The sequence below is a fragment of the Streptomyces sp. enrichment culture genome (assembly GCF_964272855.1).
Lineage (GTDB): Bacteria > Actinomycetota > Actinomycetes > Streptomycetales > Streptomycetaceae > Streptomyces.
This window is the reverse complement of record NZ_OZ186847.1, coordinates 1,360,445-1,374,124: the sequence shown is the minus strand read 5'-3', so window position 1 is coordinate 1,374,124 and position 13,680 is coordinate 1,360,445. Positions and strand designations below refer to the sequence as shown.

Sequence of the window (13,680 nt, the reverse complement as noted above, 5' to 3'; positions counted from 1 at the left end):
GCGGGAGTTGACCGGGGTATGACCCAGGACGACCTGCTGAAGCTGTTCTCCGAAGGCCACGACGGCGTGCTCGTCACCCTCAAGCGCGACGGCCGCCCCCAGCTGTCGAACGTCAAACACACCTACGACCCGGACGAGCGGATCATCCGCGTCTCGCTCACCGACGACCGCGCCAAGACCCGCAACCTGCGCCGTGACCCCCGGGCGTCGTACCACGTCACCACCGACGACCGGTGGGCCTACGCGGTCGCCGAGGGCACGGCCGACCTCTCACCCGTCGCCGAGGACCCGCACGACGAGACCGTCGAGGAGCTGATCCGGCTGTACCGGGACGTCCTGGGCGAGCACCCCGACTGGGACGACTACCGGGCCTCCATGGTCCGCGACCGGCGTCTTGTGCTGCGGCTGCGGGTGGAGCGGGCGTACGGGATTCCCCGTTCCTGAGGCGCTCCCGAGGAGGCGATTCCCTGCTCCCGAGGAGGCGATTCCCTGCTCCCGAGGAGGCGATTCCCTGCTTCTGAGGAGGGGGCTCCCCGTCCCTGACCTGATCAGGGAGCCCCCGCTGCTACCGGCGAGCCGTCGCCCCGGGGAACCCGTGCGCGCGGGCGCCCACCACCACCGCCAGCACCGGCACCAGCAGCACCAGCACGGTCCACGGGAACGCGGTCGCGCCGAACAGGCCGAGCAGGATGCCGCCCACGGCCCCGCCGCCGGCCATCGCCGCGTTCCACAGCGTGACGAGCATCGCCTGCGCGGCGTCGGCCTGCTCGCCACCCGCCTCCGCGACCGCGGTCTGCAGCAGGGTCGGCGCGCCGCCCCAGCCGAGCCCCCAGAGCGCCGCCGCCAGCCACACCAGCGGCTCGGTGCCGGCGTACCCGGCCAGCAGCACGGCGGCCGCGCCGACCAGCAGGGTGCTCGCCACGGTGAGCGCGCGCAGCCGCCGGTCGATGTGCGCGCCGACGACCCAGATGCCGATCAGCGACGCGCCGCCGAACACCAGCAGCACCAGGTCCGCCCGGTCGCCCATGCCGAACCGGTCGAGGAACGTGGCGATGTACGCGTACAGCACGGTGTGCGCCAGCACGAAGACCAGGGTCACGAAGAGCACCGGCGCCACCCCGGGCACGGTCAGCGCCCGCAGCATGCCGCCGCGCGCCTCCGGCCGCTGTCCCGGGCGGTCCGGGACGCCCACCGCGATCCAGCCGAGCAGGACCGCGGTGAGCGCCGTCATCAGCCAGAACGCCGTCCGCCAGCCCAGCGCCCCGCCCAGGTACGTGCCAGCGGGCACGCCGAGCGACAGCGCCACGGGGATGCCGGTCATGACGACCGCGACCGCCTTGCCCTGGAGGGCCGGGGGTGCCAGGCGGCGGGCGTATCCGGCGAGCAGTGCCCAGGCGAGGCCCGCGGCCACCCCGGCCGTGAACCGGGCCGCCATGGTCAGCGGATAGTTCGCCGACGCCGCGGTGACCGTGTTGGCGACGGCGAACCCGGCCATCGCCGCCAGCAGCAGCCGCTTGCGCCGCCAGTGCGCGGTGGCCGCGGACAGCGGGATCGCGGTGAGTGCCGTACCCGCCGCGTACACCGTCACCGACTGACCCATCGCGCTCTCGCCCACCCCGAGGTCCGTGCTCATCGCGGGCAGCACACCCGCGGGCAGGGTCTCGGTGAGGCTGGTGACGAAGACGGCGGTGGCCAGGGCGAGGAGGGCGGTCAGGGGCAGCCGGGGCGACGCCGTGCGCGGCTGCCGTTCGAGGTCCGTGTCGAGAGGAGTCCGGTTTCGCATGCCCGCAGGCTCGGGCCTGACACTGATGTCAGGTTCAAGGGGCGAGCCCCCGGAACGCCGAACGTCCGGGGGCTCGGGAGGCGGGGGGCGCTCAGGCGGTGACCGCCGCCGGGCTGGGCGTCTCGGCGGGCGTCCGCTCGCCGAGGAGTTCCGTCGGCACCCGGTGCGTCTCGCGCGCCGACAGCGCGGCGATCACCGGCGGCACGCACAGCGCGGCGGTGAACAGGGCCACGGAGAACCAGTCGTCCCCGTCGGGGCCCGCGATCTGCGCCGCGAACGTGACCGCGAACCCGGCGACGGCGAAGCCGATCTGCGTGCCGATCGCCATGCCGGACAGCCGCACCCGGGTCGTGAACATCTCGCCGTAGAACGCCGGCCACACCCCGTTCGCCGCGCTGTAGACGACACCGAAGGCGACGATGCCGAGCAGCATCGTCAGCGGGTAGGAGCCGGTGGAGATCGCCCACAGGTACAGGAACATCGTCACCGCGCTGCCGACCGCGCCGACGAGGTAGACCGGGCGGCGGCCGATCCGGTCCGACAACGTGGCCCACAGCGGGATCGCGGCGAGCGCGACGACGTTGGCCAGCGCGCCCACCCAGAGCATCCCGGAACGGCTCATGCCGACCGAGTCGCCGGTGGCGTACGCCAGCGCCCACACCGTGAAGATGGTGCTGACCGAGGCGATCAGGGCGCCCGCGACCACCCGCAGCACATCCGCCCAGTGCTCGCGCAGCAGGATCGCCAGCGGCAGCTTCGCGACCCCCTCGGTCGCGGCCTGCTGCTCGAAGGCGGGCGTCTCGTCCAGCTTGCGGCGGATCACCCAGCCGACCACGGCGACGGCGACGCTCAGCCAGAACGGCACCCGCCAGCCCCACGCCATCAGGTGCTCCTCGGGCAGCGCGGCGATCGGGATGAAGACGAGCGTCGCCAGCAACTGGCCGCCCTGGGTGCCGCTGAGAGTGAAACTGGTGAAGAAGCCGCGGCGGCCCGGCGGCGCGTGTTCCAGCGTCATGGAGTTGGCGCTGGCCTGTTCGCCCGCCGCCGAGATGCCCTGGAGGACCCGGCACAGCACCAGCAGCACCGGGGCGAGGGTGCCGACCTGGTCGCGGGTGGGCAGACAGCCGATCAGGAAGGTCGACAGGCCCATCAGCATCAGCGTGAAGACCATGATCTTCTTACGGCCGAGCCGGTCGCCGAAGTGACCGAGGAAGAGCGCCCCGACCGGGCGGGCCGCGTACGCGACACCGAACGTGGCCAGCGACAGCAGCGTCGCGGTGGCCGGGTCGGACTCGTCGAAGAAGACCTCCGGGAAGATCAGGGCGGCCGCGCTGCCGTAGATGAAGAAGTCGTAGTACTCGAGCGCACTGCCGATCCAGGCGGCCGCGGCGGCCTTCTTCGGCTGGCCGGGCGGGGCGGCGGAGGCGGGGGCGGGGACGGACACGGCGGCTCCTTCGGGGGACTCCGACGCAGCGGAGTGAGGGGAGAGGGGAAGTGCCGGATCTCGGCTAATTAACCCACTGGATAGTTAATCGGGGTTGGTTAGGGATGCTGCGCCCGTGTGTCGTGCATGTCAAGGGGTCGTGCACAGAGGATTTCCGGGACTTCTCCGGAGCCCCGGCGGCGCCTGGAGCGGCTGGGGGTGGCCGGGGATCGGGGTCAGTCCGCCGCTCGGTCCGCCGTCAGATAGGCGATCACCATGTCGCCGAGCATGGCCCGGTAGTGCTCGCGCTGGGCGGGGTCGACCAGGTCGCGGCCGAACAGGGCGCCGAACGTGTGCCGGTTGGCGACCCGGAAGAAGCAGAACGAGCTGATCATCGCGTGCAGGTCGACCGCGTCGACGTCGGCGGTGAACAGCCCCGACTCCTGGCCCGCCGCCAGGATCCGGCGGATCACGTCCAGCGCCGGCGAACCGATCCGCCCCAGTTCCTCGGAGGCGGCGATGTGCTCCGCGCCGTGGATGTTCTCGATGCTGACCAGCCGGATGAAGTCCGGGTGCTGCTCGTGGTGGTCGAAGGTCAGCTCGGCCAGCCGCCGGATCGCCGCCACCGGGTCGAGATGCTCGACGTCCAGCTGCTGTTCGGCCTCGCGGATCACGCCGTACGCGCGCTCCAGCACGGCCGTGAACAGCTGCTCCTTGCCGCCGAAGTAGTAGTAGATCATCCGCTTGGTGGTGCGGGTGCGGGCGGCGATCTCGTCGACCCGGGCGCCGTCGTAGCCGGCCCGGGCGAACTCCTGTGTCGCCACGTCGAGGATCTCGGCCTTGGTGCGGGCCGCGTCGCGGATCCGCCCGTTCGGTCGTGCCGGTTCGTCGACGCTGGTCATCGGAATCCTTCGGGCGAGGGGCCAGTGCCGAGATTGTAAGAGGCCGCCGGGCGGGGCTTCCCCTGGCGGGGCACTGCTGCTATGACTAACGTACTAGTTCGTACATTAGCTTCGTCGTCGGCTCCGCGGCATCGGCTCTCCGGCAGCCGCCGCGGGCGACCCGCACAGGAGGTCCGCGTGGCCCAGGACTCGTATCTCGTCGGACTGATCGGCTCCGGCATCGGACCCTCGCTCAGTCCGGCACTGCACCAGCGCGAGGCCGACCGGCAGGGCCTGCGCTACCTCTACCGGCTCCTCGACCTCGACCGCCTCGGCCTCCCGCCCGAGGCGGTCGGCGACCTGGTGGGCGCCGCCCGCGACCTGGGCTTCGACGGGCTGAACATCACCCACCCGTGCAAGCAGCTCGTCCTCGGCCACCTGGACGCGCTCGCCCCGCAGGCCGAGGCGCTCGGCGCGGTCAACACCGTGGTCTTCGAGGGCGGGCGCGCCGTCGGCCACAACACCGACGTCACCGGCTTCGCCGCGTCCTTCGCCCGCGGGCTGCCCGACGCGCCACTGGAGCGGGTGGTGCAGATGGGCGCCGGAGGCGCGGGCGCCGCCGTCGCGCACGCCCTGCTCACCCTCGGCGCCGGGCGGATCACGGTCGTCGACGCCCTGCCCGAGCGGGCCGCCGCCCTCGCCGGCCGGCTCGCCCGGCACTTCGGCGACGGCCGCGCCGCCGCGGGCACCCCCGACCGGCTGCCCGCACTGCTCGCGGACGCCGACGGCATCGTGCACGCCACCCCCACCGGCATGGCCGCCCACCCCGGACTGCCCTTCCCCGCCGGCCTTCTCCGGCCCGCCCTGTGGGTCGCCGAAGTCGTCTACCGGCCGCTGGAGACCGAACTGCTGCGCACCGCCCGCGCCGCCGGCTGCGCCACGCTGGACGGTGGAGGGATGGCCGTATTCCAGGCAGTGGACGCGTTCCGGCTGTTCACCGGACACGAGCCGGACAGCGCGGCGATGCTGGCGGACATCGCCGAGCTGGCCGGGGCCGTGGCCGCCCCGAAGTAGGGCCGGAAGACGAGCCCTCCGGGGACGCCCGCCCCGCCGAACCAAGGCACTCGCAGAGAAGAGGTACCGCCGTGCGTACGTCCATCGCCACCGTCTCCCTCAGCGGCCCCCTCACCGAGAAGCTGACGGCCGCCGCCCGGGCCGGCTTCGACGGAGTGGAGGTCTTCGAGAACGACCTGCTCGCGAGCCCCCTCACCCCCGAGGAGATCCGCGCCCGGTGCGCGGACCTGGGCCTGAGCATCGACCTCTACCAGCCGATGCGGGACCTGGAGGCCGTGCCCGCCGAGGAGTTCGCCCGCAATCTGCGCCGCGCCCGGCGCAAGTTCGAGCTGACGCGCAGGCTCGGCGCGGACACCGTGCTGGTCTGCTCGTCCGTCTCCCCGCTCGCCGTGGACGACGACGCGCTCGCCGCCGAGCAGCTGAGCGGACTCGCCGACGCGGCAGCGGAGTACGGGGTGCGGATCGCCTACGAGGCGCTGGCCTGGGGGCGGCACGTCAACACGTACGACCACGCCTGGCGGATCGTCGAGGCGGCCGGGCATCCGGCGCTCGGCACCTGCCTGGACAGCTTCCACATCCTGTCCCGGGGCTCGGACCCCAAGGGCATCGAGGACATCCCCGGCGAGAAGATCTTCTTCCTGCAGCTGGCCGACGCGCCGCTGCTCGCGATGGACGTGCTCCAGTGGAGCCGCCACTACCGCTGCTTCCCCGGGCAGGGCGGATTCGATGTGGCGGGGCTGGTACGCCATGTACTGCATACGGGATACAGCGGACCGTTGTCCCTGGAGGTGTTCAACGACGTCTTCCGGCAGGCCGAGGCCGGCCCGACCGCCGTCGACGCCCGCCGCTCCCTGCTCCTCCTCCAGGAGACCGTCGGCGCGGCCGCCCTGCCCGAGCCGGTCGTCCCCACCGGCGTCGCCTTCGCCGAACTGGTCACCCCGGACACCGAGCCGGTCGCCGCGCTGCTCAGCGCGCTCGGCTTCACGCGCACCGCACGCCACCGCGGCAAGCCCGTCGACCTGTGGCAGCAGGGCGAGGCCCGCATCCTGGTCAACACCGGCCCGGCCGTTCGCCGTGAGGGCACCGGGCTCGCCGCCATCGGCCTGGAGTCCCCCGACCCGGCCGGTGCCGCCCGCCGCGCCGAGGCCCTGCTCGCGCCCGTCCTGCCCCGCCGCCGGGCCGTGGGCGACGCCCAGCTGGACGCCGTCGCCGCCCCCGACGGCACCGAACTCTTCTTCTGCGCGACCGACCGGCCCGGACACCCCGACTGGCGCGCCGACTTCGAGCCCACCGGCCACGGTCCGGCAGCCGCCGCCACCGCCGCCATAGGCGTCCGCCGCATCGACCACCTGGCCCTCACCCAGCCCTGGCACCAGTTCGACGAGGCCGCCCTCTTCCACAGCAGCGTCCTCGGCCTGCGCGCCCAGGAGAGCGTCGACGTCGCCGACCCGTACGGTCTGCTGCGCAGCCGCGCCGTCACCAACGACGACGACACCGTCCGGATCGCCCTCACCGTCGGCGCGGCGCCCACCGACGACACCGTCCGCGCCCAGCACATCGCGCTGGCCACCGACGACGTGGTCGCCGCGGCCCGCCGCTTCCGCGCGGCCGGCGGCCGTCCGCTGCCGGTCCCCGGCAACTACTACGACGACCTCGCCGCCCGCTTCGACCTGCCCGACGAGGAACTGGACACCTACCGCGAGCTCGGCATCCTCTACGACCGGGACGCGCACGGCGTCTTCCGCCACTGCTACACCCACACCGTCGGCCGGGTCTTCTTCGAACTCCTCCAGCGCGACGGCGGCTACCGCGGCTACGGCGCCCAGAACGCGCCGGTCCGCCTGGCCGCCCAGCACACCGCCCGCCACCTCACCGGCGGATGAGCCATCACCGGCGGATGCCCCTTCGTCTGCGGACGCCCCTTCACCGGCGGGCACCCTGCACCGACGGCCGACGCCTCACTGGCGGCTGACCGTCCGGGTCACGCCGGCCAGCACGGCCGTCGCCAGGATCCAGCCGGTCAGCACCAGGACGTACGCCAGCGCCTGGTGCGGGCCGGTCGGCGCGAACGCCGTCTCCTGCCCGAAGGAGATCACCGGCAGCAGCAGGTCGAGGGTGTAGAACACCGGGTTGAAGTCCGGCGCCTCGTCGGGCTTCAGCGGCGGCGGGTGCTCCAGCGCGTAGGCGACCGAGCCGACGGCGAGCAGCGACAGCAGCCAGCCGAACGCGCGCAGCGGCCGGAAGCCGTAGCCGACGGTGGCGTCCTGGACGTGGCCCCACAGACGGCCGTACCAGGGGAGCGTGGAGCGGTGCCGGCGCTGCTTGGCGAGCTGCACCAGCCGGGCCGCGTGGTCGTCGCCGATGCGCCGGTACGCGGCGGTCAACTGCTCGTAGGCGTGCGGGACATAGCCCTCGCCGTCCCGCTCCAGCATGGGCAGCCGCCGCTCGGCGGGCTCGTGCGGGGTGAGCGAGGTGTAGGCGAGGCTGCTCAGCAGCACCCGCTGCGGCAGCGTCTCCGGCTCCAGGAACAGCACGTCGATCTGTGCGCGGCGCACGTTCAGCGTGCCCTCCACCGGCGGGCCCTTGCGCAGCCACAGTTCCCCGACGGTGCTGCTGCTGGCGTGCAGCGCGGTGCCGGAGGGGTTCGAGACCTGGGCGTACGACAGGTCGAGGCGGCCCGCGATCCGGGCGCCGCGCAGTCCGATCCAGCCGCGTACCCGGGCCCGCCGCAGCAGGAAGTCCCCGCCGACGGCGAGGGTCTGCGCGTCCACGGCGGCCTCCCCGTCCCGCTCCAGCAGGGCTTCGGTGAGGTTGACCGAGCCGGTGACGGAGGCCCCGTTGAGGCGTATCTCGCCCCGCGCGCGCAGGCGGGGCGCCCACAGGTCGTCGTCGATGACCGACTGGTTGAGTTTCAGGACGGGGCCGGAGCCGTCCGGCGCGGTCAGTTCGGCGTCCTCCAGGAACAGGGCGCCGGATATCTGCGTGCCGGCGAGCTGCACCTGTCCGTCGATCCGGCAGCCGCTCAGCCGCAGGGTGCCGTCGATGCGGGCGCTGCCCAGACCGAGTCCGGGCAGGACCGACCCGTGCAGGCTGAGCCGTCGCAACTGGATGCCGTACAGCTCGGGCCGCTCGGCGAAGTGGCAGTGGCTGAGGCGGACGGGGTGGGATTCGAGGACGGCGTGGGTGAGGTCGAGCGGGCCGGTGATCCGGGCTCCGGCGACCCTGAGCGCCGCGATCTCGCCGTCCTCCTGCGGCGCGTGGAGCAGCAGTGCCTTCAACGCCGAGGCTCGGATGGTGCGTTCGGGCCCCCAGGCCGTCCCGTCGGCGGCGTCCTCGTCGTCGGTGGCGCGGAAGTCGACCCGCTCCCCGCGCGGGAAGGCCCGCCAGACGCGCAGCTCGGCCGGTGTCAGATCGGTGATCTCCATCAGCGGCGACTCTGGCGGGCCCTTCGAACGGCTGTCAACTCAGCGCAGGGGAGACCCCACGGTGGCCCTACTTCTTCGCCGACTCGACGGCGTGGCCGCCGAACTGGTTGCGCAGCGCGGCGATCATCTTCATCTGCGGCGAGTCCTCCTGACGCGAGGCGAACCGCGCGAACAGGGAGGCCGTGATCGCGGGCAGCGGCACGGCGTTGTCGATCGCCGCCTCCACCGTCCAGCGGCCCTCGCCGGAGTCCTCGGCGTAGCCGCGCAGCTTCTCCAGGTGCTCGTCCTCGTCGAGGGCGTTGACGGCGAGGTCCAGCAGCCAGGACCGGATGACCGTGCCCTCCTGCCAGGACCGGAACACCTCGCGCACGTCCGTGACCGAGTCGACCTTCTCCAGCAGCTCCCAGCCCTCGGCGTAGGCCTGCATCATGGCGTACTCGATGCCGTTGTGGACCATCTTCGCGAAGTGCCCGGCGCCGACCTTGCCGGCGTGGACGTAGCCGTACGGCCCTTCCGGCTTGAGCGCCTGGAAGATCGGCTGGAGCCGGTCGACGTGCTCCTTCTCGCCGCCGACCATCAGCGCGTAGCCGTTCTCCAGGCCCCACACACCGCCGGAGACGCCGGCGTCGACGAAGCCGATGCCCTTGGCGCCGAGCTCCGCGGCGTGCTTCTCGTCGTCGCTCCAGCGGGAGTTGCCGCCGTCGACGACCGTGTCGCCGGGCTCCAGCAGGTCCGCCAGCTCGTCGACGACGGACTGGGTGGGCGCGCCGGCCGGGACCATCACCCACACGGTGCGGGGCGCCTCCAGCCGCTCGACGAGTTCGGCGAGGCCGCTGACGTCGGACAGCTCGGGGTTGCGGTCGTAGCCGATGACGGTGTGGCCCGCGCGGCGGATCCGCTCGCGCATGTTGCCGCCCATCTTGCCGAGGCCGATGAGGCCCAGTTGCATCGGTGCCATGATCAGTTCTCTTCCTTGAGGTCACGGTAGGCCGCGACGAGGGCGGCGGTGGAGGAGTCGAGGCCGGGCACGTCGGCGCCTTCGGTGAGCGCGGGCTCGACGCGCTTGGCGAGGACCTTGCCGAGCTCCACGCCCCACTGGTCGAAGGAGTCGATGTTCCACACGGCGCCCTGGACGAACACCTTGTGCTCGTAGAGGGCGACGAGCTGGCCGAGCACCGACGGGGTCAGCTCCCGGGCGAGGATCGTCGTCGTCGGGTGGTTGCCCTTGAAGGTGCGGTGCGCCACCTGCTCCTCGGCGACGCCCTCCGCGCGGACCTCTTCGGAGGTCTTGCCGAAGGCGAGGGCCTGGCCCTGGGCGAACAGATTGGCCATCAGCAGGTCGTGCTGCGCCTTGAGTTCGTCGCTCAGCTCGGCGGCGGGGCGGGCGAAGCCGATCAGGTCGGCGGGGATGAGCTTGGTGCCCTGGTGGATGAGCTGGTAGTAGGCGTGCTGGCCGTTGGTGCCGGGGGTGCCCCAGACGACGGGCCCGGTCTGCCAGTCGACCTCCTGCCCGTCCCGGTCCACGTACTTGCCGTTGGACTCCATGTCCAGCTGCTGCAGGTAGGCGGTGAACTTGGACAGGTAGTGGCTGTAGGGCAGGACGGCGTGGGACTGGGCGTCGTGGAAGTTGTTGTACCAGATGCCCAGCAGGCCGAGGATCAGCGGCGCGTTGGCCTCCGGGGGCGCGGTGCGGAAGTGCTCGTCGACCGTGTGGAAGCCGTCGAGCATCTCCCGGAAGCGGTCCGGGCCGATGGCGATCATCAGGGACAGGCCGATCGCGGAGTCGTAGGAGTAGCGGCCGCCGACCCAGTCCCAGAACTCGAACATGTTGTCCGGGTCGATGCCGAACTCGGTGACCTTCTCGGCGTTCGTCGACAAGGCGACGAAATGCCTGGCCACGGCCTTCTCGTCGCCACCGAGCCCGGCGAGCAGCCAGGAGCGGGCCGATGTCGCGTTGGTGATCGTCTCGATGGTGGTGAACGTCTTGGACGCGACGATGAACAGGGTCTCCGCCGGGTCCAGGTCGCGGACCGCCTCGTGCAGGTCGGCGCCGTCCACGTTGGAGACGAAACGGACCGTCAGGTCCCGTGCCGTGTACGGGCGCAGGGCCTCGTAGGCCATCGCGGGGCCGAGGTCGGAACCGCCGATGCCGATGTTGACGACGTTCCGGATGCGCTTGCCGGTGTGGCCGGTCCACTCGCCGGAGCGGACCCGCCCGGCGAAGTCGGCCATCTTGTCGAGGACCGCGTGGACGGCGGGCACCACGTTCTCGCCGTCGACCTCGATCACCGCCTCGCGCGGGGCCCGCAGCGCGGTGTGCAGCACGGCCCGGCGCTCGGTGTTGTTGATCCTCTCGCCGCGGAACATGGCGTCCCGCAGCCCGAACACGTCCGTCGCGGCGGCCAGTTCGCGCAGCAGCTCCAGCGTCTCGTCGGTGATCAGCTGCTTGGAGTAGTCGATGCGCAGATCGCCCACGCGTACCACGTACCGCTCCGCGCGGCCGGGGTCGTCGGCGAACAGGTCCCGCAGATGCGCCTGCCAGGCGGCGCGGTGGTCCTCCAGGGCCGTCCACTCGGGACGGCGGCTGAGCCGGGGGGTGTCGGACATCTCAGGCGTTCTCCTTGGTGCCCTCGCCGCGCAGGGCGACGGCGTACATCTCGTCCGCGTCGAGGCGCCGCAGCTCCTCGGCGATGAGTTCTGAGGTGGGACGCACCTTCAGGGCGAGGGTGCGCGGCGGCTGGCCCGGCAGGGTCAGCGTGGCGAGCGGGCCCTCGGGCCGGTCGATGACGATCTCGCCCTTCTCGGTGCCGAGGCGGACGCCGGTGACGACCGGTCCGGCGGTCTCCACCCGCTCGACCTTCACGTGCAGCCGGGCCTCCAGCCAGCGGGCCAGCAGTTCGGCGCTGGGGTTGTCGGCCTCGCTCTCCACGGCCGCCGAGGTGATCGTCAGCTTGGCCTGGTCGAGGGCGGCGGCCAGCATCGAGCGCCACGGGGTGAGCCGGGTCCAGGCGAGGTCGGTGTCGCCGGGCGCGTACGAGCGGGCCCGGACGTCCAGGGCGGCCAGCGGCGTCTCGACGGCGTACATGTCGGTGATCCTGCGCTGCGCCAGCGCGCCCAGCGGGTCCTTGGCGGGCACGTCGGGGGCGTCCACCGGCCACCACACGACGACGGGCGCGTCGGGCAGCAGCAGCGGCAGCACCACCGAGTCGGCGTGCTCGGAGACCTCGCCGTAGGTGCGCAGGACGACCGTCTCGCCGGTGCCGGCCTCGGAGCCGACCCGGACCTCGGCGTCCAGCCGGGACCGGGTGCGCTCGCGCGGGGTGCGGGCGTGCCGCTTGATGACGACCAGGGTGCGCGAGGGGTGCTCGTGCGAGGCCTGCTCGGCCGCCTTGATCGCGTCGTAGGCGTTCTCCTCGTCCGTGACGATCACCATCGTCAGGACCATGCCCACGGCCGGGGTGCCGATGGCGCGGCGGCCCTGCACCAACGCCTTGTTGATCTTGCTTGCCGTGGTGTCGGTCAGGTCGATCTTCATGGCCTGCGCCAGCTCCGTCCGTCTCGTGCGAGCATCTCGTCCGCTTCCTTGGGTCCCCAGCTGCCCGACGCGTACTGGGCGGGCCTGCCGTTCGAGGCCCAGTACCGCTCGATCGGGTCGAGGATCTTCCAGGACTCTTCCACTTCCTGGTGACGGGGGAACAGGTTGGCGTCGCCGAGCAGCACGTCCAGAATCAGCCGCTCGTACGCCTCCGGGCTGGACTCCGTGAACGACTCGCCGTACGCGAAGTCCATGGTGACGTCCCGGATCTCCATCGACGTGCCCGGCACCTTCGAGCCGAACCGGACCGTCATGCCCTCGTCGGGCTGGACGCGGATGACGATCGCGTTCTGGCCGAGTTCCTCGGTGGCCGTGGTGTCGAACGGGGAGTGCGGGGCCCGCTGGAAGACCACCGCGATCTCGGTGACCCGGCGGCCCAGGCGCTTGCCGGTGCGCAGGTAGAACGGCACACCCGCCCAGCGGCGGTTGTCCACGCCCAGCTTGATCGCGGCGTAGGTGTCGGTGACGGAGGCCGGGTCGATGCCGTCCTCCTGGAGGTAGCCGCGCACCTGCGCGCCGCCCTGCCAGCCGCCCGCGTACTGCCCGCGCACGGTGTGCCGGCCCAGGTCCTCCGGCAGCCTCACCGCCTTCAGCACCTTCAGCTTCTCGGTGAGCAGCGACTCGGCGTCGAACGCGGCGGGCTCCTCCATGGCGGTGAGCGCCATCAGCTGCAGCAGGTGGTTCTGGATGACGTCCCGCGCTGAGCCGATGCCGTCGTAGTAGCCGGCCCGGCCGCCGATGCCGATGTCCTCGGCCATCGTGATCTGCACATGGTCCACGAAGGACCGGTTCCAGATCGGCTCGAACATCTGGTTGGCGAAGCGCAGGGCCAGGATGTTCTGGACCGTCTCCTTGCCCAGGTAGTGGTCGATGCGGAACACCTGGTCCGGCTCGAACACGTCGTGCACGATCGCGTTCAGCTCCCGTGCGCTGCCCAGGTCGTGGCCGAACGGCTTCTCGATGACGGCGCGCCGCCAGGAGCCCTCCGGGGCGTCCGCGAGGCCGTGCTTCTTCAGCTGCTGGACGACCTTCGGGAAGAACTTCGGCGGTACCGAGAGGTAGAAGGCGTAGTTGCCGCTGGTGCCGCGCGAGGAGTCCAGCTCCGCAACCGCCGCGCGCAGCTGCTCGAACGCGTTGTCGTCGTCGAAGTCGCCGGGGATGAACCGCATGCCCTCGGCGAGCTGCTGCCAGACCTCCTCACGGAAGGGGGTGCGGGCGTGCTCCTTGACCGCGTCGTGCACGACCTGCGCGAAGTCCTGGTCCTCCCAGTCCCGGCGGGCGAACCCGACGAGGGAGAAGCCCGGCGGCAGCAGGCCGCGGTTGGCCAGGTCGTAGACGGCCGGCATCAGCTTCTTGCGGGACAGGTCGCCGGTGACACCGAAGATGACGAGCCCGGACGGGCCCGCGATCCGCGGCAGCCGGCGGTCGCGCACATCGCGCAGCGGGTTGGCCCAGCCGGCCGCGGGCGCGGTCAGCTCCTGGAGCGGTGTCTCGCTCAT

Annotated in this window: 11 protein-coding genes; 3 read left to right on the top strand and 8 right to left on the bottom strand. The window is 72.2% G+C overall.

Going from position 1 to position 13,680, the window contains the following annotated elements; genetic code table 11:
- Nucleotides 1-18: 18 nt before the first annotated feature.
- Nucleotides 19-444, top strand: a complete 426-nt coding sequence (locus ACSU6L_RS05900) for a PPOX class F420-dependent oxidoreductase (protein WP_365517111.1) — start codon at nt 19-21, stop codon at nt 442-444.
- Between the two features lie 121 nt (nt 445-565).
- Here ACSU6L_RS05900 and ACSU6L_RS05895 read toward each other — a convergent pair whose 3' ends face one another.
- From ACSU6L_RS05895 to ACSU6L_RS05885, 3 genes are all read right to left on the bottom strand, one after another.
- Nucleotides 566-1,783 carry an MFS transporter gene (locus tag ACSU6L_RS05895; protein WP_437054234.1) on the bottom strand — a complete coding sequence of 406 codons (1,218 nt, stop codon included), beginning with the start codon at nt 1,781-1,783 and terminating at the stop codon, nt 566-568.
- A 91-nt stretch (nt 1,784-1,874) separates the two neighbouring features.
- Nucleotides 1,875-3,227: an MFS transporter gene (locus tag ACSU6L_RS05890; RefSeq protein WP_437054232.1), complete on the bottom strand. Its 1,353-nt coding sequence runs from the start codon at nt 3,225-3,227 to the stop codon at nt 1,875-1,877.
- Nucleotides 3,228-3,442: 215 nt separating this feature from the next.
- Nucleotides 3,443-4,108 carry a TetR/AcrR family transcriptional regulator gene (locus ACSU6L_RS05885; protein ID WP_437054230.1) on the bottom strand — a complete coding sequence of 222 codons (666 nt, stop codon included), beginning with the start codon at nt 4,106-4,108 and terminating at the stop codon, nt 3,443-3,445.
- A gap of 177 nt (nt 4,109-4,285) precedes the next feature.
- Between ACSU6L_RS05885 and ACSU6L_RS05880 the strand changes: the two genes are divergently transcribed.
- On the top strand, nt 4,286-5,161 hold the full coding sequence (locus ACSU6L_RS05880) for a shikimate dehydrogenase (protein WP_437054228.1): 876 nt from the start codon (nt 4,286-4,288) through the stop codon (nt 5,159-5,161).
- Between the two features lie 71 nt (nt 5,162-5,232).
- Nucleotides 5,233-7,044: a bifunctional sugar phosphate isomerase/epimerase/4-hydroxyphenylpyruvate dioxygenase family protein gene (locus ACSU6L_RS05875; RefSeq protein WP_437054226.1), complete on the top strand. Its 1,812-nt coding sequence runs from the start codon at nt 5,233-5,235 to the stop codon at nt 7,042-7,044.
- 75 nt (nt 7,045-7,119) lie between these two features.
- On the opposite strand, the gene ACSU6L_RS05870 is transcribed toward ACSU6L_RS05875, so the two are convergent.
- The 5 genes from ACSU6L_RS05870 to zwf form a co-directional block, all read right to left on the bottom strand.
- Nucleotides 7,120-8,586 (bottom strand): membrane-associated oxidoreductase, encoded by a 1,467-nt coding sequence (locus ACSU6L_RS05870; RefSeq protein ID WP_437054224.1) that lies wholly within the window; start codon nt 8,584-8,586, stop codon nt 7,120-7,122.
- Between the two features lie 67 nt (nt 8,587-8,653).
- Nucleotides 8,654-9,535: a phosphogluconate dehydrogenase (NAD(+)-dependent, decarboxylating) gene (gene gnd, locus ACSU6L_RS05865; RefSeq protein WP_437064778.1), complete on the bottom strand. Its 882-nt coding sequence runs from the start codon at nt 9,533-9,535 to the stop codon at nt 8,654-8,656.
- 11 nt (nt 9,536-9,546) lie between these two features.
- Nucleotides 9,547-11,193, bottom strand: a complete 1,647-nt coding sequence (pgi, locus tag ACSU6L_RS05860) for a glucose-6-phosphate isomerase (protein WP_437054222.1) — start codon at nt 11,191-11,193, stop codon at nt 9,547-9,549.
- A 1-nt stretch (nt 11,194) separates the two neighbouring features.
- The gene (opcA, locus tag ACSU6L_RS05855) at nt 11,195-12,121 is read right to left on the bottom strand and encodes a glucose-6-phosphate dehydrogenase assembly protein OpcA (protein ID WP_437054220.1); all 927 of its coding nucleotides are present in this window, start codon (nt 12,119-12,121) and stop codon (nt 11,195-11,197) included.
- The gene (gene zwf, locus ACSU6L_RS05850; RefSeq protein WP_437054218.1) at nt 12,118-13,680 is read right to left on the bottom strand and encodes a glucose-6-phosphate dehydrogenase; all 1,563 of its coding nucleotides are present in this window, start codon (nt 13,678-13,680) and stop codon (nt 12,118-12,120) included. The genes opcA and zwf overlap by 4 nt, the downstream gene beginning before the upstream one ends.

Excerpts from the sequence above, each read along its gene's own strand:
- ACSU6L_RS05900 (WP_365517111.1), top strand. The coding sequence starts at position 19 with ATGACCCAGGACGACCTGCTGAAGCTGTTCTCCGAAGGCCACGACGGC.
- ACSU6L_RS05895 (WP_437054234.1), bottom strand. The coding sequence starts at position 1,783 with ATGCGAAACCGGACTCCTCTCGACACGGACCTCGAACGGCAGCCGCGC.
- ACSU6L_RS05885 (WP_437054230.1), bottom strand. The coding sequence starts at position 4,108 with ATGACCAGCGTCGACGAACCGGCACGACCGAACGGGCGGATCCGCGAC.
- ACSU6L_RS05870 (WP_437054224.1), bottom strand. The coding sequence starts at position 8,586 with ATGGAGATCACCGATCTGACACCGGCCGAGCTGCGCGTCTGGCGGGCC.
- gnd (WP_437064778.1), bottom strand. The coding sequence starts at position 9,535 with ATGCAACTGGGCCTCATCGGCCTCGGCAAGATGGGCGGCAACATGCGC.
- pgi (WP_437054222.1), bottom strand. The coding sequence starts at position 11,193 with ATGTCCGACACCCCCCGGCTCAGCCGCCGTCCCGAGTGGACGGCCCTG.
- opcA (WP_437054220.1), bottom strand. The coding sequence starts at position 12,121 with ATGAAGATCGACCTGACCGACACCACGGCAAGCAAGATCAACAAGGCG.
- zwf (WP_437054218.1), bottom strand. The coding sequence starts at position 13,680 with ATGAGCGAGACACCGCTCCAGGAGCTGACCGCGCCCGCGGCCGGCTGG.